The sequence below is a fragment of the Kosakonia sp. YIM B13571 genome, from assembly GCF_042788095.1.
Lineage (GTDB): Bacteria > Pseudomonadota > Gammaproteobacteria > Enterobacterales > Enterobacteriaceae > Kosakonia > Kosakonia quasisacchari.
This window is the reverse complement of sequence record NZ_JBHZPL010000002.1, coordinates 85,319-105,124: the sequence shown is the minus strand read 5'-3', so window position 1 is coordinate 105,124 and position 19,806 is coordinate 85,319. Positions and strand designations below refer to the sequence as shown.

The window sequence follows — 19,806 nt, the reverse complement described above, 5'->3', positions numbered from 1 at the left end:
AGTATGATGAATGCTTAACCATAATTTCGGTTTTATCCCTGCAAAATCCGTTAATAGAGAGGTGTTATGTCTGCCCCGCGACAAATTCTTGCTGCCATTTTTGATATGGATGGATTACTGATTGACTCAGAACCGCTCTGGGATCGTGCCGAACTGGACGTTGTCGCAAGCCTTGGGGTCGACATTTCAAGGCGCAATGAGTTACCGGATACACTTGGCCTGCGCATCGATATGGTGGTTGAGTTGTGGTATGCCCAGCAGCCCTGGAATGGTCCGAGCCGTCAGGAAGTCACCGACAGAATCATTCAGCACGCCATCTCACTGGTTGAAGAAGAGCGTCCATTGTTGCCGGGCGTGCGTGAAGCCATCGCGCTGTGTAAAAGCAGCGGGCTGGCGGTTGGGCTGGCATCCGCATCACCGCTGCATATGCTGGAAAAAGTGCTGACCATGTTCGATCTGCGCGACAGTTTCGACGCACTCGCCTCAGCGGAAAAGTTGCCCTACAGCAAGCCGCACCCGCAGGTTTATCTGGACTGTGCGGCAAAACTGGGCGTAGACCCGCTCACCTGTGTGGCGCTGGAAGATTCGGTTAACGGCATGATTGCCAGCAAAGCCGCGCGGATGCGTTCCATCGTTGTGCCGGATGCCGAACATCGCGCGGACCCGCGTTACGTGCTTGCTAACGTGAAACTAGAAAGCCTCGAGCAACTCACCCTCACGCATCTTCACGGCTAGTTCTCCTGTGGGGTGATACAGATCACCCCATCACCCCTCAATTTTGAAACGTCATTTCATTTTTATTTGTGTTTTCTTTGCCCGCCTTCTATCCTGATCTTCAGGCGCAGATGCCCAATGACAACAATTTATAACGCCGGAGTAAATATGATACTGGAAGCCTTTAAGCTTGCGGGTAAAGTGGCTATCGTCACCGGATGTGACACCGGGCTGGGTCAGGGAATGGCATTAGGGCTTGCAGAAGCGGGCTGCGATATTGTCGGTGTTGGCCGCAAAGTGCCGCAGGAAACCGCCTCCCGCGTGCAGGCGTTAGGACGCCGTTTCCATGCTATTCAGGCCGACCTTCGCCACCAGCACGGTCTTGATGAGGTGGTTAAGCAAGCCGTTGCGACATTTGGGCACATCAATATTTTGGTGAATAACGCGGGCACGATTCGCCGCTGCGATGCCATTGATTTCAGTGAACAAGACTGGGATGACGTGATGAACCTGAACCTGAAAACGGTCTTTTTTCTCTCTCAGGCGGTGGCTCGGCAATTTATTGCCCAGGGTAATGGCGGGAAAATCATCAATATCGCTTCGATGCTCTCGTACCAGGGTGGCATTCGTGTACCTTCATATACGGCGTCCAAGAGCGGCGTCATGGGGCTAACGCGTTTACTGGCAAACGAATGGGCATCACATCAAATTAACGTTAACGCGATCGCACCAGGCTATATGGCGACAAATAACACCCAGCAATTGCGGGAAGATGCGGAACGCAGCCAGGAAATCCTTGACCGTATCCCGGCCGGGCGCTGGGGAGAACCAGAAGATCTGAAAGGCGCGGCGGTGTTTCTGGCCTCCAGAGCGGCGGATTATATCAATGGTTACACCCTTGCCGTCGATGGTGGCTGGCTGGCGCGTTAAACAATCAGGATTGTGACAAAGAGTTACACCGTCACCTCTTCCGCCTACTGTACAAACATCCTATACTGTATACATCAACAGTTGAGTGAGTTTGACCATGACGGCGGAAGGACACCTGCTTTTTTCCATTGCTTGCGCGGTGTTTTCCAAAAACGCTGAGTTAACGCCCGTCCTCGCCCAGGGAGACTGGTGGCATATTGTCCCGTCCGCTATTCTCACCTGCCTGCTGCCAGATATCGACCATCCGAAATCTTTTCTCGGGCAGCGCCTGAAGTGGATATCAAAACCGGTCGCCCGCGCTTTTGGGCATCGCGGGTTTACGCATAGCCTGCTGGCGGTTTTTCTGGCACTGACGCTCTTTTATTTAAAAGTGCCAGAAAGCTGGATAGTGCCCGCCGATGCGCTACAGGGAATGGTGGTCGGTTATCTCAGCCATATTCTGGCGGACATGCTTACCCCTGCTGGCGTACCGCTGCTCTGGCCCTGTCGCTGGCGCTTTCGTCTGCCGCTGCTGGTGCCGCAAAAAGGTAACCAACTGGAGCGCGTATTATGTATGGCGCTATTTACTTACGCGATTTGGATGCCACAAACATTGCCCGAAAACGGTGCAGTCCGCTGGTCGTCACAGATGATAACGTCGCTACAAAATCAGTTTAATCGCTTTATTCATCAGCAATCTGAGCATTAAATCGTCATTCCTCCTTATTTCGATATAACCCATTCCATTTGGATATAAGACCGTTTCAACACTTCTGCTAACCTTGCGCAACAGGAGCGGCCGAGAAGGCCGACCGAATAATGATATCAGGAGAAAGGGGATGAATTTTCCATTAATCGCGAACGTCGTTGTGTTCGTGGCACTGCTGTTTTTGCTGGCGCAGGCGCGTCACAAACAGTGGAGCCTGGCAAAAAAAGTACTGGTGGGTTTAGGTCTCGGTGTGGTCTTTGGCCTCGCGCTGCAGGCTATTTATGGTTCTGATAACCCGGTACTGAAAGATTCCATCCAGTGGTTCAACGTGGTCGGCAATGGCTATGTCCAGTTGCTGCAAATGATTGTCATGCCACTGGTTTTCGCTTCAATTTTGAGTGCCGTTGCGCGTCTGCATAACGCGTCACAACTGGGCAAAATCAGTTTTCTGACCATCGGCACATTGCTGTTCACGACGCTGATCGCCGCATCGGTGGGCGTGCTGGTGACCAATCTGTTCGGTTTGACGGCAGAAGGTCTGGTGCAGGGTACGGCAGAAACCGCGCGTTTGAACGCCATTCAGAGCAACTATGTCGGCAAAGTAGCCGATCTCACCGTGCCGCAACTGCTGCTCTCCTTTGTACCTAAAAATCCGTTTGCCGACCTGACAGGCGCAAACCCAACGTCAATTATCAGCATCGTTATCTTTGCTGCGTTCCTCGGTGTCGCAGCGCTGAAATTGCTGAAAGATGATGCGCCGAAAGGCCAACGTGTACTGACCGCTATCGATACGCTGCAAAGCTGGGTGATGAAACTGGTACGCCTGGTGATGCAATTGACGCCGTATGGCGTGCTGGCGTTGATGACCAAAGTTGTCGCTGGTTCTAACATTCAGGACATCATTAAGCTGGGTAGCTTTGTTATCGCCTCTTACCTTGGCCTGGGCATTATGTTTGTGGTGCACGGTCTGCTGCTTGGTGTGAACGGCGTTAGCCCGCTGAAATTCTTCCGTAAGGTATGGCCTGTTCTGACATTTGCTTTCACCAGCCGCTCCAGCGCAGCATCCATTCCGCTAAACGTGGAAGCGCAAACCCGTCGTCTGGGCGTACCGGAATCCATCGCCAGCTTCTCAGCCTCCTTTGGCGCAACCATTGGGCAAAACGGGTGCGCAGGCCTTTACCCGGCGATGCTGGCCGTGATGGTAGCTCCCACCGTTGGCATTAACCCGCTGGATCCGCTGTGGATTGCTACCCTGGTTGGGATCGTCACCGTCAGTTCCGCCGGTGTAGCCGGTGTTGGCGGTGGTGCGACTTTTGCCGCGCTTATCGTGCTGCCTGCAATGGGCCTGCCAGTGACGCTGGTGGCGCTGCTCATTTCCGTTGAACCGCTTATCGATATGGGCCGAACTGCCCTGAACGTGAGCGGCTCAATGACCGCCGGTACGCTGACCAGCCAGTGGCTGAAACAGACCGATAAAACCGTGCTGGACAGTGAAGACGACGCCGAACTGGCGCACCGTTAAACACCCGGAATGGAATGACCGATGCCCCTATCCGTCGAGGCGGCACCGGTGAATAATGAAAACCGCCTGCAATGTCAGGCGGTTTTTTTTACGCTTCGTCTACCTCGCCTTCCTGGCGCATCTGCATCGCCCAGCGCTGAGCAGCTTCCGGGACGCTAAAGACCGGCGAGCGGCGAAACTTTTCCCCCATCAACACAAACGCCACATACTTACCCCGCAGCAACCAGACATCACGATAGCCATCCACTTTTGAGGCGTGATCGGGGGGAGCCGGTTCGACACGCGGGACATAGCTGATAATGGCTCGGTTTTGTTGACGATAAGATTTCATAAGCGATGCGTTCTACAGACAAATTCTACAAACATTAAAGACCTATCATAGCCGATTGTGAGCTTGTGCGTCGCGCCTGGAACCACTTTCTCTGATTTTTCACTCCCGTGTTGACTCCTGATTCGCCAGGTCAATGCAGCATGTTGTTCTATAGTTAGAAGGGTTTTAAGGAAACATCGACCATTTTTCAGCAATGAAAACAGGAGACGAGTTCAATGTCGCACAATGAAAAAGACCCTCATCACCACGCCCCGGTTCATGATGCTAACGAATCCCGCCCAGGGCTGGACTCACTGGCACCCGAAGATAATTCTCACCGCCCTTCTCCGAGCCCCACAGCACCTGGCGAGCAACCGACTGCGCCGGGGAGCATGAAAGCGCCGGATACGTCGAATGACAAACTGAACGCGCTGGAGCCTTACCGAAAGGGTGGCGAGAATTATCCCCTCACCACTAACCAGGGCGTACGCATCGCCGATGACCAAAACTCCCTGCGCGCGGGAAAACGCGGCCCGACACTGCTGGAAGATTTTATTCTGCGGGAGAAAATCACCCATTTCGACCACGAACGTATCCCAGAACGTATCGTGCATGCACGCGGATCGGCGGCGCATGGTTATTTTCAGCCTTATCGTAGCCTGAGCGATATAACCAAAGCGGATTTTCTCTCTGATGCGGAGAAAATTACCCCGGTATTTGTCCGTTTTTCCACGGTGCAGGGCGGCGCGGGTTCAGCGGATACCGTTCGTGATATTCGTGGATTTGCCACCAAGTTTTATACCGAAGAAGGCATTTTTGACCTGGTCGGCAACAATACGCCGGTCTTTTTCATCCAGGATGCGCACAAATTCCCCGATTTTGTCCACGCGGTAAAACCGGAGCCGCACTGGGCGATCCCGCAAGGTCAAAGCGCACATGACACCTTCTGGGACTATGTTTCGTTGCAACCGGAAACCTTACACAACGTGATGTGGGCGATGTCCGATCGCGGCATTCCGCGCAGCTATCGCACGATGGAAGGTTTTGGGATCCACACATTTCGCTTGATCAACGCCGAAGGCAAAGCCACGTTTGTCCGCTTCCACTGGAAACCACTGGCAGGCAAAGCTTCCCTGGTGTGGGATGAGTCGCAAAAACTAACCGGGCGCGATCCGGATTTCCACCGCCGCGAGTTATGGGAAGCCATTGAAGCCGGCGATTACCCGGAGTTTGAGCTGGGCCTACAACTGATCCCGGAAGAGGATGAATTCAAATTTGATTTCGACCTGTTGGACCCGACCAAACTGATTCCCGAAGAGCTGGTTCCCGTGCAGCGCGTCGGAAAAATGGTATTAAACCGCAACCCGGATAACTTCTTTGCCGAAAACGAGCAGGCAGCGTTCCATCCAGGGCATATCGTGCCGGGCCTCGATTTTACCAATGACCCGCTGCTGCAGGGGCGTCTGTTCTCCTATACCGATACGCAAATCAGCCGGCTTGGTGGGCCGAACTTCCATGAAATTCCCATCAATCGCCCAACGTGTCCGTACCATAACTTGCAGCGCGACGGCATGCACCGCATGGAGATTGACACAAACCCCGCGAACTATGAGCCGAACTCCATCAATGATAACTGGCCGCGGGAAACACCGCCTGGTCCAAAACGTGGTGGTTTCGAGACTTACCAGGAGCGCGTCGAAGGGGAAAAAATCCGTGAACGCAGCCCCTCATTCGGTGAATATTACGCGCATCCGCGCCTGTTCTGGTTAAGCCAGACGCCGTTTGAACAACGCCATATTATTGACGCTTTTAGCTTTGAGCTGAGCAAAGTGGTACGGGCGTATATTCGCGAACGCGTGGTAGATCAACTGGCGCACATTGACGTTCATCTGGCGCAAAGTGTGGCAGAAAATCTCGGTATCACGTTGAGCGACGATCAGTTGAACATTGCCCCACCGCCGGAAGTCAATGGGTTAAAAAAAGATCCTTCGCTGAGTCTTTATGCCATCCCCGATGGCAACGTGAAAGGCCGGGTGGTAGCGGTATTACTGCATGATAAGGTCAGTGCAACGGATGTACTCAACGTATTGCAGGGCCTGAAAGCCAAAGGCGTTCATAGCAAACTGCTCTATGCGCGAATGGGGAAAGTGACTGCGGATGATGGCTCCGAATTACCGATTGCCGCCACCTTCGCTGGCTCGCCGTCTCTGACGGTCGATGGCGTCATTGTTCCCGGCGGGGATATCAGCGATATCCTGCAAAATGGCGACGCGAAATATTACCTGCTGGAAGCCTATAAGCATCTGAAAACTATCGCGCTGGCGGGAGATGCGCGGCAGTTTAAGCGCTTACTGGATGTGGATGACCAGGGAGAAGACGGTATTGTCGAGGCGGATAACGCTACGGCGAACTTTATCGATGATTTTCTGACGCATCTTGCTGCGCACCGCGTTTGGTCGCGCATCAGCAAAATCGATAGTGTCCCGGCGTAACCCCTGTTGCACCCATAAAAAACCGGCCAAATGGCCGGTTTTTTATTTGCTCAGGCGATAAACCGAAATTACTGCTTAACTTGCGGGTCAGTATCATACTCGGCGCAGGTCTGGTAGCCGGAGTTCATGACATGACCAGTTTCGTCCAGCGCAACGAAATAGGTTTCGGTTTTGCCGTCACGTTGACCCAGAATATAGGTCTGGCAAGTCCCGCGCGCGTGGATCATCGTAACTTCAGAAGAAGGACGGCCCGCAACCTGCATAACCTGCTGGCGGCTCATGCCTTTTTTCACATCTTTCACGACTGGCTGTGAAACCTGATCTTTTGCACGATCGTAAGCCGTACAACCCGCCAGCATAGTCAGCACTGCAGCTGCGCCCAGAATTCCTGCGATGTTCTTATTCATATTCCATCCTCTTTTGTATCCGCTTGTGTATCAGCGTGTTATCTAAGCCTGGAATATAAAATTGCATTTTTCAACTAACAGACAGCATTGGCATAACTTTCGGAGAAATCTAATAAAAGCACGATAAGCTACTAAAACGCCTTAATTTGCGGCACTCAAATCTGTGATCCTTGTCGTTTTACCGCCAAAGGGTTAATTTGGCCCTATTATCTATTTGCAACCTGCAAAGCAGGACAACACAACGGAGGGGTAAATGACTCTGCAACAAGAGATTATTCAGGCGTTAGGCGTGAAGCCCACAGTCAACGCCGAAGAAGAAGTTCGCCGCAGCGTGGATTTTCTGAAAACCTATCTGAAAACCTATCCTTTTTTGCAAACGCTGGTACTTGGCATCAGCGGCGGCCAGGATTCCACGCTAGCCGGGAAAATTAGTCAAACGGCCATCAGCGAACTACGCCAGGAAACGGGCAATCAAGCGTATCAATTTATCGCCGTCCGTCTGCCTTACGGTAAGCAAGCGGATGAGCAGGATTGCCAGGATGCCATCGCGTTTATTCAGCCGGATCGCGTCCTTACCGTCAATATCAAAGCCTCGGTGCTGGCAAGCGAGCAAGCGCTGCGTGAAACGGGCATCGAACTGAGCGATTTCGTGCGCGGCAATGAAAAAGCGCGCGAGCGTATGAAAGCGCAATACAGCATTGCTGGCATGACGAAAGGCGTGGTGGTTGGCACCGACCATGCCGCCGAAGCGGTGACCGGTTTCTTCACCAAATATGGCGACGGCGGCACTGATATCAACCCGCTTTTCCGTCTGAACAAACGCCAGGGTAAACAGTTGCTGGCTTACCTGGGCTGCCCGGAACATCTTTATAAAAAAGCGCCAACGGCCGATCTGGAAGATGATCGCCCCTCCCTGCCGGATGAAGCCGCACTGGGCGTCACCTACGAAAATATCGATGATTATCTGGAAGGGAAAACGCTGGATGCCAGTATCGCGAAAATCATTGAAGGCTGGTATGTGAAAACGGAACACAAACGTCGCCCGCCGATTACTGTATTCGACGATTTCTGGAAAAAGAAATAACCCGCAGGCGGCGCAAGCCGCCTCTTTTTTAGCCACTTATTGACTGCTATACTGGATAGACAAACAGTATCAGGAGTATTTTGTGGTCAGGCGTCAATCAGCCCCGCGTCTTGAATTCGAAGCGGCGGCAATCTATGAATATCCAGAACATCTTCGTCCGTGGTTGGAAGCAATGCCCAGGCAGCCCGGTGTCTATATTTTCCACGGCGAAAGCGAAGCAATGCCGCTCTATATCGGTAAAAGCATCAATATCCGCAGCCGTGTACTGTCGCATCTGCGCACGCCCGATGAAGCGGCTATGCTGCGCCAGTCGCGGCGGATTACCTGGATTTGCACCGCCGGTGAGATTGGCGCGCTGCTGCTCGAAGCGCGACTAATTAAAGAACAACAGCCACTGTTTAATAAGCGTCTGCGCCGTAATCGCCAACTCTGCTCGCTGCGCCTTAGCGGTGAAAAACCACTGGTGGTGTATGCCAAAGAAGTAGATTTCTCCTCCTCCCCAGATTTGTATGGCCTGTTTGCCAACCGTCGCGCCGCATTGCAAGCGCTGCAATCTATCGCTGATGACGAAAAGCTGTGCTATGGGCTGCTGGGTCTGGAATCGCTAACGCGTGGCCGGCCTTGTTTTCGATCCGCGTTACAGCGCTGCGCCGGGGCATGCTGTGGTAAAGAGACGTGTGAAGCACATGATGAGCGCTTCGCCGCCGCGATGGCGCGCTTGCAATTGGTCTGCTGGCCGTGGCGCGGTCCAATTGGGCTGAAAGAGAGCGCTGCGGGAATGACGCAGTACCATATCATCCACAACTGGCTATGGTTAGGTTCAGTTGATGAGCCCGCCGCTGCCGCGCAACTGCTGCGTTTACCGGCGGGTTTCGATCATGATGGCTACAAAATTCTCTGCAAACCGCTGCTTTCCGGTGATTATGAAATAATCGAACTGGATTAATGACCGGCCAGCCAGGTAATTTCACTGAACAGTAACTGCCCTTCAGACTTTAGCAACCGCAGAGTTTGCCGCCCTTCTTGCCAATAAGCACCCTGATCGGCGGTTAACAATTTATCACCCAATTGCCACGCTCCACTCAGAACGAAAATAACGCCCCCGCGTGTACCAATAGTGGTAAAGGTACGATCGGCGATACGGACTTTCGCCCGGCAGCGATCGCGCCGCGTCATCACATTAAAATCCATCGACATTTGTCCGTCGCAAAGCTCGGCCCTGACCGGCTGCTCACCGGCAAAAGTAAAGGGCTGGTAACGTTTAAGCGTGTGGCTAAAAGTACCTCCCCCATTCAGCGTCACTTCGCCACCTTCAATGAGTGTTATGACACGATCCACTCCGGGAAATTGTGGAAAATCACCGTTACTGGCCAACGAAGCGATACTGGCTCGCCAGTTAAAATCACGTGTTGCCGGCGGAAAACAGCAAATTTCTCGGGTTTCACCCGCCCCATTACGCCAGAGATTTACCGGCATTTTACGGATATCAAAGAATTCCATCATCACTCCTGAATGGCGCGGTGCTTCACCTGCGCCGCTGCTTCTTCGGGCAGCCTGCATCATTGTTATTGTTTACTTTGCCATGTGTGAGTTATCGGCAGCCGACACGATTTGCCTTAGGCTACTGTGTAATCAAACATGTAAAAAATCATAAATTTCAGGTAAGTAACATCACTAAAAAAAGGATTCAACGAGAATACCGCGCCAGTAGCGGCTGGCAAGAGGGGGAACAAGAAAAAACCGCCGGTTCTGCCCATCACGTAAAACAAGCGATGGGCAAAACCGGCGGTCTTAAGGAGGGTCGCTGAATTATTCAGCAGGTGCAGGAGGCATTTTACCTTCCGGCGCCGGATGTTCTGTCAGACGCTTCTCAAAATTAGCATTGAACTGCTTTTTCTGTTCCGGGGTCAGAATGTTGTAAATCTTGTTCTGGGTCTCCATGCGTTTCAGCATGCCCTCTTTATGCTGCTGTTCCATTTTGGTGATTTGCGCTTCGGCTTTCGCACGGTCAAAGCTGTCGCTGGTAATGATGTCATGCATTGCGCGCATCTCTTCAACCGGCGGGCGTTTCATCTCTTCGCGCTGGTTTTTCATGATATCGCGGACTTGCTGTTTCTGCGCATCGGTCAGGTTCAGACCTTTGAACATCATGTCATGCGGGCCTTTACCTTTGTGATGCATCATTGGTTTCTCGTCGGCAGGTGCGGAGGTGGTATCCGCAGCATGAGCCAGACCTGCAGCGCCAAAAGCCAGGGTAGAGGCAACAAACAGAGCAGTCAATTTACGCATAATTTTATTCCTTACTTCGGTTTTTCTTACGGCGGTTGCCGTGTTGACGCTATTCACTTTACTGGCTTTATCGTCAATTAATCAGAGCGACGGTAAAACAATGAAAGTGTAAATACCGTTTTTAGGTCAAATATGAAGGAAATAAGGATAAACCGTGGAGAGTCGAAAATTAAATATTCAATGCACTGATTAAAAAGGAATTATGGAAAATCTTAAATTAAAGTTATTTATTAATAAAGCGCTTCAACAGGATAATTCTGTAATTTATTTAAGAAAAGCATGAAAATAAGCCCTGTATAAACAGGGCTTACTGTTTAATTAATTTTCTCGAGCATTAACCCGGCGCGTAAACCAACGGCAACATTCGGATTTGGGAACAAAACATACTCCTGCTCATGTTGCACCACATACCGCTCGCCGCGATCCTCGGCCAACAAGGTGCCCGCATTGAAGGCGGTAAAATTGAGCGTATCTGCACTCATAAAAAGTTTAAACGCGTCACTGTGGCGAGTCAGTTGCTGCACCACGCGATAACGCAGCGGCGTATTTTCCGTGTCTGGCGCAGGTTCGCCCGCCAGTAACGCGGCCAGCGCCCAGGCCGTACGCTGGAACTGGCTTAAATCGTTTTCACCAAACGGCAACGCTTTGCCGAGCTCCAGAGTGCAAGCCAGGGCGTTAAAATGCTCGCAGCTGTAATGTGTAAACGTACCACCTGCCGCCTGGTGAAACACCAGCGCCTCCAGCCCGGCATCACCCAACCACTCCAGAAACAGTTCATCCCACGGCTCCGCCCGCTGCGGCAGCACACCAAAGCGGACATGGTGCGAACCGCGAATCGCGGTGTGCAAATCCAGATGCCAGCGCTCCTCCTCGTCGCCCGCCGCAAAGAAATGGGTCATCGCCCGTTCAAGCTGGGCGGCACGCACCGTTTCATCATTCGATGGCAACTGCTGCCAGCGGCCACCAAACATCCGGTTGAGATCGTTATGCAAAAATCGCTTGTTCTGCGCCAGCGCCTGCGGATTTCCAAGGATTACCAGCAGCCGCCAGGTGAGTGGCTGCTCGCCCGAAAGCACATTTTTAAGCAACAGATCCAGCATCTCCACCGGCGCGGTTTCGTTACCATGGATAGCACAAGAGATGACCAGCGATCGCCCGACAGCTTGTTTCGGGATCAGCTCAAGAATCCCTTGTTCGTGCCACAACCAGTGAATACCGCCCGACTCCCCTGACATTTTTCGCGGGATATCGCCCGCAAGCGTCGCAGCAAGAAAGTTATCCATACGGCCTCCGGTTAACGCTGGAAGGGATACACCGATCCCAGATTCAACAACTGCGTTAATCGGTCCAGCGCTTCCCGCCCCTCGCGTAAAAGCTGCGGATCGGCTAAATCCGCTTGCGTCAGCCGATCGCGGTAGTACCGATCCACCCAGTCATTGAGGGTGGCAAACAAACTGTCATTCATCATCACCGCCGGGTTAACGGCCCGCTGTTCCGCCTCGGTAAGTACCACGCGTAAGCGCAGGCACGCCGGACCACCGCCGTTCGCCATGCTTTCACGCAGGTCAAATACTTTGAGCTCGCTGATCGGGTTATCCTGCGCCAGCAGCGTGTTCAGATAGCGCCACACACCGGCATGTTGCTGTGACTCCTGGGGCAGCACCAGCATCATGCTGCCATCATCACGGCTCAGCAGTTGGCTGTTAAACAGATACGTTGCCACTGCATCGGTGACAGAAACAGCCTGCTGCGGAACCTGGATCGCCATAAATCCCGGTACTTTTGAGTGTAGCTCTGCCAGCAAACGAGATTGTTCGGCAAAAGCCAATTCGTGACAAAAAAACACCTGGCGGTTCGAAACGGCAATCACATCGTTATGAAACACGCCCAGATCGATAACATCCGGGTTTTGCCGGGCAAAAACCACCTGCTCTGCGCGCACCTGGTTGATACGCATCACCGCTTCGCTGGCTTCCCGCGTCTGGCGCGCCGGATAGCGCGCCGGAGCATCCAGGCTTGCGTACTCTCTGCCGTAAACGAAGAGTTGCACACCCGCTTCGCCGTAATTACCGCCAAAACGGTTATGGTTCGCGGCACCTTCATCGCCAAACATGGCAACCTGCGGCAGCGCAGGATGCACGGTAAACGCCGTTTCATCCCGGAAGATGGCGCGCAGCAGCGCTTCTGTCGTCGGGGCTTCCATCGCACGGTGGAATTTATTGTTCAGGTTAGCAACCGTGAGATGCACTTTGCCATCCTGCGCATCAGCCGACGGGCAGACGGTAGCAGCGTTCGCGACCCACATCGCCGATGCCGAACTGGCAGCAGAGAGGATCTGCGGCGCGTGTGCCGCAGCTTTTTCCACCACTTGCTCATCGCTGCCACAGAAACCAAGCTGGCGCAACACGGCCACATTGGGACGTTCCTGCGGCGGGATCACCGCCTGCGGAAAACCGGCGTCGGCGAGCGCTTTCATCTTCAGTAGCCCTTGCTTTGCCGCCAGTTTCGGGTTGGAAACCTGAAAGCGATGTTTGGTTGAGGCTTCATTCCCGAAAGACAATCCGGCGTAATGGTGCGTTAGCCCGACCAGGCCGTCGAAATTGACTTCACGCGCTTTCATGGTTGCGCCTCGCGGGAGAAATCAAGCCCCGGGCTGAGCGTCTGCGGTAGCGCCAGTGCCGGAGATTCCAGGCTCGCCATCGGCCACGCACAGTAATCCGCCGCATACCACGCACTGGCGCGATGATTCCCCGACGCGCCCACGCCGCCAAACGGCGCGGTACTGGCCGCACCGGTCAACGGCTTGTTCCAGTTGACGATCCCTGCGCGGGCTTCGAGCAACAGTTGATCAAACTTTTGCCGATCCGGTGAAATCAATCCGCAAGCCAGCCCGTAGCGCGTGTCATTCGCCATGCGGATCGCCTGATCAAAATTGTCGTAGCGCCAGACACACAGCAGCGGGCCAAAGACTTCTTCATCCGGTACTCCCGCAACGTCGGTCATCTCGATAATCCCCGGCGTCAGGAGCGAGGTTCCTTCCGCCAACAGACGCGGTGCCAGCAAAGTTTTACCGCCGCGCGCTTCGTGCGCCTGCCAGGCCTGATAAACATGCTGCGCCGCCTGGGGTGAAATCAAGCCACCGAGAAACGGCGCGGGTTCCGCATCCCATGCCTGCGGTTGCAGTCGCGCACTCACTTCTACCAACCGCATCAGAAAGTCATCGCCCGCTTTAGAACGCTTAACCAGTAAGCGACGCGCGCAGGTACAGCGCTGCCCGGCGGTGATAAATGCTGACTGGATCGCCAGATGTACTGCGGCATCAATATCGTCAGGATCTTCAACAATTAGCGGGTTGTTGCCGCCCATCTCCAGCGCGAGGATTTTTTCTGGCTGCCCGGCAAGCTGGCGATGCAATTGATATCCCGTATTGGCGCTGCCGGTAAATAACAATCCGTCCAGCCCCGGTAATGCGCTCAGCGCCTGGCCGGTTTCTCGCCCGCCCTGCGCCAGATTCAGCACGCCTGCGGGTAAACCTGCTTGCTCCCAGAGTTTGACCACCGCTTCACCGGTCCATGGCGTGAGTTCGCTGGGTTTAAAGATCACGGTATTACCCGCGAGCAGCGCCGGGATAATATGCCCATTCGGCAGATGGCCGGGGAAGTTATACGGGCCGAAGACAGCCAGCACGCCATGCGGGCGATGGCGCAATGTCGCAGCACCATCGGCCATCTCTGTATGTTGTTCACCGGTGCGCGTGTGGTACGCCTTTACCGATATGGAGGCTTTGTTGATCATTGCCGTCACTTCGGTCGCCGCTTCCCAGCGCGGCTTACCGGTCTCGCGGGCGATAATGTCGGTCAGCGCCGCTTTGTTGGTCTCCAGCAGCGCCGCGAATTTCTCAACAATGGCCTGGCGCTCAGTAAAAGCCTGCCGCGCCCACTGCGGGAAAGCGTCGCGTGCAGCCTGATACGCCAGCGCCACTTGCTCACTATCCGCATCAAAACCGTGCCACAGCGCTTCGTGGCTGACCGGGTTCGTTTTGATACGACGTTCGCCCTGGCCTGTGACCCAGTCACCCTTAATCCATAAACTCATTTTGTTTTCTCCTCGCCACTTTTATCTTCGGCACACAGGCGCACCAACCGCACGGTATCCCCCGGCTGACACTTCAGCGCATCCAGTTCGGCAGCCGTTAATAGCAACCGCTCGGTGTTCGGATCCGCATAGATAAGCATGGCCCGGAATTGCTGATACTGCTCATTGGAGACCATACACGCAGGCCATTCGCCCGGTGCGCGCTGCCCTTCGCCCGCCGCAACCAGGCGGCTTTTGCGAATCGCCCGCACCCGGTCGACATCGCATTCCAGCGTCGGCCCGCCATCAAAAATGTCGACATAGTTACGGTAGCGGAAGCCCTCTTTTTCCAGCACCGCACGGGCCGGTGCCGTTTGTGGATGCACCTCGCCAATCACCTCTTGCGCCTCTTGTGAAAGGAAGTGGGTATAAATAGGGTGCTTTGGCATCAGCTCTGCGATAAAGGCTTTTTGCCCGGTGCCGCACAGGTAATCCGCCCGGCTGAACTCCATCGAAAAGAAACGCTTGCCCAGACTCTCCCAGAACGGCGAATAGCCGTGCTCGTCAATCACGCCGCGCATCTCGGCTACTACTTTCTCATTGAAGCGCTCGCGGAATGCCGCCATAAACAGAAAGCGGGATTTTGACAACAGATAACCGTTGCCCTCTTTACGCCAGGCGGGATCGAGAAACAGCGTGCAGAGTTCGCTGCTGCCGGTGTGATCGTTACTGAGAAACAGCGTCGGCAACGCGTTATAGACATTCAGTTCTTTCGAGGCGTGCACCTGTGTCCCGACCCGGTAGTTATACCAGGGATCGTTCAGACCCACCGCGACTTCAATGGCGCAAATCCCCGCCACCTCGCCGCTTTGCGTCTCTTCCAGCACAAAAACGTACCCTTGCTCGCCCTTCGGCAACTTGCCTTGCCAGGTACGTTGCGAACGCTCAATCCGCGCAGCAAGCGTTGCTTCATCAACAGGCAACGACGTCAGGCCGCCACCGGTTTTCCCGGCCAGCCGCAGCAGCGCCGGTAAATCGCCTGCGGCGACAGGACGGATCACCATCATGATGCACTCTCCGCAGTGAATTTTTCACAGGCGCGGGCAACACGTACAAGCCCGTCGCGGATCTCTTCTTCGCTGATGTTCAACGCCGGAGCAAAGCGCAGCACATTACCACCAGCAATCAACACCATTGCGCCTTCCGCCGCCGCCAGTTGTGAAAGTTGTTTTGCTTTTCCAGCATATTCTGGAACCAGTTGGCAACCGATCAGCAACCCTAAGCCGCGGATTTCACTGAACAGGTGATAACGGTCATTGATCGCCGAAAGCTGTTCCGTAAACCATTGATGGCGTTGCTTCACGCCAGTCAGGGTTTCCCGTGTGTTGATAATATCGAGCACCGCGCCGGCCACCGCGCCCGCCAGCGGGTTACCGCCGTAGGTCGTACCGTGGGTGCCGACATTCATCACTTTGCCAAACTGTTCGGTGGTCAGCATCGCGCCAATCGGGAAACCGCCGCCCAACGCTTTTGCCGTGGTCAGCGCATCCGGCGTCACGCCGTAATGCATATAGGCATACAGTTCGCCGGTGCGGCCAACGCCGGTTTGCACTTCATCAAAAATCAGCAGCGCGTTATGGCGGTTGCACAGATCGCGCAGCCCTTGCAAAAACGCCTTGCTGGCAGGTACCACACCGCCTTCGCCCTGCATCGGCTCGACAATAACGGCACAGGTTTCGTCATTAATTAATGCGCTGGCGGAAGCCAGATCGTTGAACTGCGCATGCTGGATTTGCGGCGGCAACGGCGCAAAATCTTGCGAATAGGCAGGTTGCCCGCCCGCGCTGACGGTAAATAAGGTGCGTCCATGGAACGCATTTTTGAACGCGACAATGCCGCTTTTCTGCGGGCCGAAAGTGTCATGCGCATATTTGCGCGCCAGCTTCAGCGCCGCTTCATTCGCCTCAGCACCGGAGTTACAAAAAAAAGCGCGATCGGCGAAAGTAGCGTCCAGCAGGCGTTTCGCCAGTTTCAGCACTGGCTCATTGGTGTAACCGTTGCCGGTATGCCAGAACTTTGCCGCCTGCTCGCTTAACGCTTTACACAAAGCAGGATGCGCATGCCCCAGCGCATTCACCGCAATCCCACCGGCAAAATCGACATACTCTTTTCCCTGCTGATCCCACAGGCGGGAACCTTCACCACGTACCGGAATAAAAGGTGCAGGCGCGTAGACAGGCAACATCCATTGATCAAAATTTTCACGCGTAATTGACAGAGACATAGCGACCTCATCCGGTAAATAAATAGTTGATAAAATGTTAACGAATATGAACGTTTTCGCTGTAAATGTAGATTGCACGGTTCGTGCCAGCCAGCGATAAAAATGCATAAACCGCTTGCGGCAACGAAATTTCAACAACTTAAAACCTATCGCCATTCACTTTATTTGCATAAAAAGTGAATAAATAGAGATCCAACTGAGGTGGAGAGCAAGTAAAGACGCCTGTTTATGCAATTAGAAATTTTAATTATAGAACTGTGATCATCAGCGAAATTAATTTACATCATGCGCCCTTATTTAGTGCATTTCGCCCTAAATAAGGGCGCGAATTGCGCCAGTGCGCATCGGCGGCGGCAATATCAATAAGTGGCGGTGGTTAAATGTAAATTCTGCTAACATCTCTGCATCTTTCACTCTGCTAAATGGCTGCGACTATGAAATTCGTCTCTTTTAATATCAATGGCCTGCGCGCCCGCCCTCATCAGCTTGAAGCGCTGGTTGAGCAACATCAGCCGGACGTGATCGGTCTGCAGGAGACCAAAGTTCACGATGATATGTTCCCGCTCGAAGATGTCGCACGGCTGGGTTACAACGTTTTTTACCACGGACAGAAAGGTCACTACGGCGTTGCACTGTTGACCAAAGAGACGCCGATCTCTGTGCGCCGCGGCTGGCCGAACGACGGCGAAGAGGCACAGCGCCGCATTATCATGGCGGAGATCCCCTCGCCTATCGGCGATATCACGGTGATTAACGGTTATTTCCCGCAAGGCGAAAGCCGCGACCATCCGTTGAAATTCCCGGCGAAAGAGAAGTTCTACCAGGATTTGCAAACCTATCTCGATACAGAACTGGATAAAGCAAAACCAGTGTTGATCATGGGTGACATGAACATCAGCCCGACAGACCTCGATATCGGTATTGGCGAAGAGAACCGCAAACGCTGGCTGCGCACGGGCAAATGCTCCTTCCTGCCGGAAGAGCGTGAGTGGATGGAGCGCCTGAAAGGCTGGGGGCTGGTGGATACCTTCCGCGAAGCTAACCCGGAAACCCAGGATCGCTTCTCGTGGTTTGATTACCGCTCAAAAGGTTTCGACGATAACCGCGGCCTGCGTATCGATCTGCTGCTGGCAAGCCAACCGCTGGCGGAGCGCTGCATTGAAACCGGTATTGATTACGACATTCGCAGCATGGAAAAACCGTCCGACCACGCACCCGTGTGGGCCAAATTTAAGGTCTGAACCGATGCCCCCCGCGCGTTCTCCATGGGTTTGTGCGCAGTGGCTGGCGGATGTGCTGCAACACCTCCCGGTCAGCGCTCCCCCTGCGGGTGCCTGGCGGCTGCTGGAAGTAGGCTGCGAGGCTGAACACCTCTATCGCGCCGGGCATATTCCCGGCGCGGATTATATCGACACCCGCGAAGTAGAAAGCCTGCCGCTGTGGAATGTGGTTGAGCCCGATCAATTACGCAAGGTGCTGCTCAATCATGGTCTGCGCGCGGATATTACCGTCGTCCTTTACAGCCGTGGCAATTATGCAGCAGAGCGGCTGGCGCATATTTTGTTATACGCCGGAGTCTGTGATGTTCGCTTACTTGATGGCGGCTGGCAGAGCTGGTTGCACGCTGGTTTTGCGTGGCAAACTGGCGCAGCGCCAGACATTAAACCGCAAATGGATTTCGGCGTGCGTCTCCCGACGCAACCTGCGTTACTGCTTAATATGGCGCAAACCCAACAGCGGCTGACGCAGCCGGGTACGGTACTGGTCAGCATCCGCAGTTGGCCTGAGTTTAGCGGCCGCGCCAGCGGTTATGATTATATCGCCGCGACCGGCGATATTCCCGGTGCCCGCTGGGGGCAGGCAGCAGGCGACAGCCAGTTTATTACCAATTTTCACAATGCAGACGGCACGGTGCGAAACCCGTCTGAGATCGCCGCGCTCTGGCAACAACAGCACATCACTGGCGATAAGCGAGTGATTTTTTATTGCGGTACCGGCTGGCGCGCCTCGTTTGCCTTTTTTATTGCCCGTGCGCTCGGCTGGCCGGATATCGCCGTGTATGATGGCGGCTGGTTCGAATGGAGCCAGCACATTATCGGAACGCAGTAATGACCCTTCTGAAAACCCTGGATGTCGTAGCGGCCATCATTGAACGCGATGGCAAAATTTTACTGGCACAGCGCCCAGAACACGCCGATCAACCGGGTCTGTGGGAATTTGCCGGTGGCAAGGTAGAAGCCGGGGAAACACAGCCGCAGGCGCTGACGCGAGAGTTGCGGGAAGAGTTGGGCATTAACGCCGTACCGGCGCGCTATGTTGCCAGCCACCAGCGGGAGGTTTCAGGTCGGTTGATTCATTTGCACGCATGGCACGTGGTGAATTTTTACGGTGAACCGGTACGCCACTATCACCAGGATTTACGGTGGTGTTTACCCGCCGAAGCGCTGAAACTCGCGCTGGCTCCGGCGGATATTCCGCTGCTGGAAGCGTTTATGGCTTCACGCGCCGCCACACCAGCGGGTTAGTGGAAAGGGTTTTCTCATCGCGCTGGCATTGTAATAACACCCCCTCGGTTTTGATAACTGCCCCTTCGCTGTAGTTTTGATTACCATACACGCAGCATTGTATGCAGGGCTGCGTGGTTTGCGTCTGCCCACCGGAGCTGAACACTTCCGGCGGCACATTCACCTCAATTCCCGCCGACGGTAACCGTTCAGCCAACGCGCTGGTTGACGCAGCGACCAGTAACGCTGCTGCTATCCACTTAATTTGGGCCATAATTTGTCCTTTCTGATTGACGCCACTCATTACTATAACGGATCTCTGCGTCAGGACTTTAATTTCCCTACCCATCGTTTTTAGTTATGACAGGCTACCCATTATTAATTTGCCTGGTGTACAGATTTTTCCCTTGCGGCATGCAGCCTTGCGAATGTTATAGTCCAAAAGTGCCTGCTTTTTGCGCACCACCATCACAACAAATTCACCACAACAATAAGAGACTTTTATATC

General features: G+C 54.0%; 20 protein-coding genes. 10 read left to right on the top strand and 10 right to left on the bottom strand.

Going from position 1 to position 19,806, the window contains the following annotated elements; all coding sequences use genetic code 11:
• Positions 1 to 66: 66 nt before the first annotated feature.
• The 4 genes from hxpB (at position 67) to ACFX4O_RS05625 (ending at position 3,854) form a co-directional block, all read left to right on the top strand.
• On the top strand, positions 67 to 735 hold the full coding sequence (gene hxpB / locus ACFX4O_RS05640) for a hexitol phosphatase HxpB (protein ID WP_131411541.1): 669 nt from the start codon (positions 67 to 69) through the stop codon (positions 733 to 735).
• A 147-nt stretch (positions 736 to 882) separates the two neighbouring features.
• Entirely contained in the window at positions 883 to 1,644 is a 762-nt protein-coding gene (gene kduD, locus ACFX4O_RS05635) for a 2-dehydro-3-deoxy-D-gluconate 5-dehydrogenase KduD (RefSeq protein ID WP_380208026.1), read from the top strand.
• Positions 1,645 to 1,741: 97 nt separating this feature from the next.
• A complete protein-coding gene (locus tag ACFX4O_RS05630) occupies positions 1,742 to 2,332 on the top strand; it encodes a metal-dependent hydrolase (RefSeq protein WP_380207708.1) in 591 nt (196 codons plus the stop codon).
• 130 nt (positions 2,333 to 2,462) lie between these two features.
• Complete coding sequence (locus tag ACFX4O_RS05625; RefSeq protein WP_380207707.1) at positions 2,463 to 3,854, top strand: L-cystine transporter; 1,392 nt, start codon at positions 2,463 to 2,465, stop codon at positions 3,852 to 3,854.
• Positions 3,855 to 3,942: 88 nt separating this feature from the next.
• Here the strand turns inward: ACFX4O_RS05625 and cedA are convergent, their stop codons facing one another.
• Positions 3,943 to 4,185 (bottom strand): cell division activator CedA, encoded by a 243-nt coding sequence (gene cedA, locus ACFX4O_RS05620; RefSeq protein WP_131411547.1) that lies wholly within the window; start codon positions 4,183 to 4,185, stop codon positions 3,943 to 3,945.
• Between the two features lie 215 nt (positions 4,186 to 4,400).
• On the opposite strand from cedA, the gene katE reads away from it, so the two are divergent.
• Positions 4,401 to 6,656, top strand: coding sequence for a catalase HPII (gene katE, locus ACFX4O_RS05615; RefSeq protein ID WP_131411549.1), 2,256 nt, complete (start codon positions 4,401 to 4,403; stop codon positions 6,654 to 6,656).
• Between the two features lie 68 nt (positions 6,657 to 6,724).
• Here katE and osmE read toward each other — a convergent pair whose 3' ends face one another.
• Complete coding sequence (osmE, locus tag ACFX4O_RS05610; protein ID WP_131411551.1) at positions 6,725 to 7,063, bottom strand: osmotically-inducible lipoprotein OsmE; 339 nt, start codon at positions 7,061 to 7,063, stop codon at positions 6,725 to 6,727.
• Positions 7,064 to 7,316: 253 nt separating this feature from the next.
• Here osmE and nadE point away from each other — a divergent pair, with 253 nt between their 5' ends.
• Positions 7,317 to 8,147, top strand: coding sequence for an ammonia-dependent NAD(+) synthetase (nadE, locus tag ACFX4O_RS05605; protein ID WP_131411553.1), 831 nt, complete (start codon positions 7,317 to 7,319; stop codon positions 8,145 to 8,147).
• 82 nt (positions 8,148 to 8,229) lie between these two features.
• A complete protein-coding gene (gene cho / locus ACFX4O_RS05600; protein ID WP_380207706.1) occupies positions 8,230 to 9,093 on the top strand; it encodes an excinuclease Cho in 864 nt (287 codons plus the stop codon).
• Here cho and ves read toward each other — a convergent pair.
• The 7 genes from ves to ACFX4O_RS05565 all read right to left on the bottom strand — a co-directional run bounded on the left by ves (position 9,090) and on the right by ACFX4O_RS05565 (position 16,794).
• Positions 9,090 to 9,647 carry an environmental stress-induced protein Ves gene (gene ves / locus ACFX4O_RS05595; RefSeq protein ID WP_131411661.1) on the bottom strand — a complete coding sequence of 186 codons (558 nt, stop codon included), beginning with the start codon at positions 9,645 to 9,647 and terminating at the stop codon, positions 9,090 to 9,092. The two genes, cho and ves, sit on opposite strands and share 4 nt — an antisense overlap.
• A 309-nt stretch (positions 9,648 to 9,956) precedes the next feature.
• Positions 9,957 to 10,436 (bottom strand): ATP-independent periplasmic protein-refolding chaperone Spy, encoded by a 480-nt coding sequence (gene spy, locus ACFX4O_RS05590; protein WP_380207705.1) that lies wholly within the window; start codon positions 10,434 to 10,436, stop codon positions 9,957 to 9,959.
• 314 nt (positions 10,437 to 10,750) lie between these two features.
• Positions 10,751 to 11,719, bottom strand: a complete 969-nt coding sequence (gene astE, locus ACFX4O_RS05585; RefSeq protein ID WP_380207704.1) for a succinylglutamate desuccinylase — start codon at positions 11,717 to 11,719, stop codon at positions 10,751 to 10,753.
• Between the two features lie 11 nt (positions 11,720 to 11,730).
• Positions 11,731 to 13,056, bottom strand: a complete 1,326-nt coding sequence (gene astB / locus ACFX4O_RS05580; protein WP_380207703.1) for an N-succinylarginine dihydrolase — start codon at positions 13,054 to 13,056, stop codon at positions 11,731 to 11,733.
• Positions 13,053 to 14,531 carry a succinylglutamate-semialdehyde dehydrogenase gene (astD, locus tag ACFX4O_RS05575; protein ID WP_380207702.1) on the bottom strand — a complete coding sequence of 493 codons (1,479 nt, stop codon included), beginning with the start codon at positions 14,529 to 14,531 and terminating at the stop codon, positions 13,053 to 13,055. Before astD ends, astB begins: the two co-directional genes overlap by 4 nt.
• The gene (gene astA / locus ACFX4O_RS05570; protein ID WP_380207701.1) at positions 14,528 to 15,577 is read right to left on the bottom strand and encodes an arginine N-succinyltransferase; all 1,050 of its coding nucleotides are present in this window, start codon (positions 15,575 to 15,577) and stop codon (positions 14,528 to 14,530) included. The genes astD and astA overlap by 4 nt, the downstream gene beginning before the upstream one ends.
• Entirely contained in the window at positions 15,574 to 16,794 is a 1,221-nt protein-coding gene (locus tag ACFX4O_RS05565; protein ID WP_380207700.1) for an aspartate aminotransferase family protein, read from the bottom strand. Before ACFX4O_RS05565 ends, astA begins: the two co-directional genes overlap by 4 nt.
• 434 nt (positions 16,795 to 17,228) lie before the next feature.
• Here ACFX4O_RS05565 and xthA point away from each other — a divergent pair, with 434 nt between their 5' ends.
• The 3 genes from xthA to ACFX4O_RS05550 are packed head-to-tail and all read left to right on the top strand — an operon-like array spanning position 17,229 to position 19,319.
• Positions 17,229 to 18,035, top strand: a complete 807-nt coding sequence (gene xthA / locus ACFX4O_RS05560) for an exodeoxyribonuclease III (protein ID WP_131411569.1) — start codon at positions 17,229 to 17,231, stop codon at positions 18,033 to 18,035.
• 4 nt (positions 18,036 to 18,039) lie between these two features.
• A complete protein-coding gene (locus tag ACFX4O_RS05555; RefSeq protein ID WP_380207699.1) occupies positions 18,040 to 18,903 on the top strand; it encodes a sulfurtransferase in 864 nt (287 codons plus the stop codon).
• Positions 18,903 to 19,319 (top strand): pyrimidine (deoxy)nucleoside triphosphate diphosphatase, encoded by a 417-nt coding sequence (locus tag ACFX4O_RS05550; RefSeq protein ID WP_380207698.1) that lies wholly within the window; start codon positions 18,903 to 18,905, stop codon positions 19,317 to 19,319. Before ACFX4O_RS05555 ends, ACFX4O_RS05550 begins: the two co-directional genes overlap by 1 nt.
• Here the strand turns inward: ACFX4O_RS05550 and ACFX4O_RS05545 are convergent.
• Positions 19,285 to 19,572, bottom strand: a complete 288-nt coding sequence (locus ACFX4O_RS05545) for a YnjH family protein (RefSeq protein ID WP_380207697.1) — start codon at positions 19,570 to 19,572, stop codon at positions 19,285 to 19,287. The genes ACFX4O_RS05550 and ACFX4O_RS05545 overlap by 35 nt on opposite strands.
• Positions 19,573 to 19,806: the final 234 nt, after the last annotated feature.

What these genes read in the sequence shown, in the direction of transcription:
- astE (WP_380207704.1), bottom strand. Translation starts at nt 11,719, where the DNA reads ATGGATAACTTTCTTGCTGCGACGCTTGCGGGCGATATCCCGCGAAAA.
- spy (WP_380207705.1), bottom strand. Translation starts at nt 10,436, where the DNA reads ATGCGTAAATTGACTGCTCTGTTTGTTGCCTCTACCCTGGCTTTTGGC.
- astD (WP_380207702.1), bottom strand. Translation starts at nt 14,531, where the DNA reads ATGAGTTTATGGATTAAGGGTGACTGGGTCACAGGCCAGGGCGAACGT.
- xthA (WP_131411569.1), top strand. Translation starts at nt 17,229, where the DNA reads ATGAAATTCGTCTCTTTTAATATCAATGGCCTGCGCGCCCGCCCTCAT.
- ves (WP_131411661.1), bottom strand. Translation starts at nt 9,647, where the DNA reads ATGGAATTCTTTGATATCCGTAAAATGCCGGTAAATCTCTGGCGTAAT.
- ACFX4O_RS05625 (WP_380207707.1), top strand. Translation starts at nt 2,463, where the DNA reads ATGAATTTTCCATTAATCGCGAACGTCGTTGTGTTCGTGGCACTGCTG.
- nadE (WP_131411553.1), top strand. Translation starts at nt 7,317, where the DNA reads ATGACTCTGCAACAAGAGATTATTCAGGCGTTAGGCGTGAAGCCCACA.
- ACFX4O_RS05555 (WP_380207699.1), top strand. Translation starts at nt 18,040, where the DNA reads ATGCCCCCCGCGCGTTCTCCATGGGTTTGTGCGCAGTGGCTGGCGGAT.
- ACFX4O_RS05550 (WP_380207698.1), top strand. Translation starts at nt 18,903, where the DNA reads ATGACCCTTCTGAAAACCCTGGATGTCGTAGCGGCCATCATTGAACGC.
- astB (WP_380207703.1), bottom strand. Translation starts at nt 13,056, where the DNA reads ATGAAAGCGCGTGAAGTCAATTTCGACGGCCTGGTCGGGCTAACGCAC.
- kduD (WP_380208026.1), top strand. Translation starts at nt 883, where the DNA reads ATGATACTGGAAGCCTTTAAGCTTGCGGGTAAAGTGGCTATCGTCACC.
- katE (WP_131411549.1), top strand. Translation starts at nt 4,401, where the DNA reads ATGTCGCACAATGAAAAAGACCCTCATCACCACGCCCCGGTTCATGAT.
- astA (WP_380207701.1), bottom strand. Translation starts at nt 15,577, where the DNA reads ATGATGGTGATCCGTCCTGTCGCCGCAGGCGATTTACCGGCGCTGCTG.
- cedA (WP_131411547.1), bottom strand. Translation starts at nt 4,185, where the DNA reads ATGAAATCTTATCGTCAACAAAACCGAGCCATTATCAGCTATGTCCCG.
- ACFX4O_RS05630 (WP_380207708.1), top strand. Translation starts at nt 1,742, where the DNA reads ATGACGGCGGAAGGACACCTGCTTTTTTCCATTGCTTGCGCGGTGTTT.
- ACFX4O_RS05565 (WP_380207700.1), bottom strand. Translation starts at nt 16,794, where the DNA reads ATGTCTCTGTCAATTACGCGTGAAAATTTTGATCAATGGATGTTGCCT.
- hxpB (WP_131411541.1), top strand. Translation starts at nt 67, where the DNA reads ATGTCTGCCCCGCGACAAATTCTTGCTGCCATTTTTGATATGGATGGA.
- ACFX4O_RS05545 (WP_380207697.1), bottom strand. Translation starts at nt 19,572, where the DNA reads ATGGCCCAAATTAAGTGGATAGCAGCAGCGTTACTGGTCGCTGCGTCA.
- osmE (WP_131411551.1), bottom strand. Translation starts at nt 7,063, where the DNA reads ATGAATAAGAACATCGCAGGAATTCTGGGCGCAGCTGCAGTGCTGACT.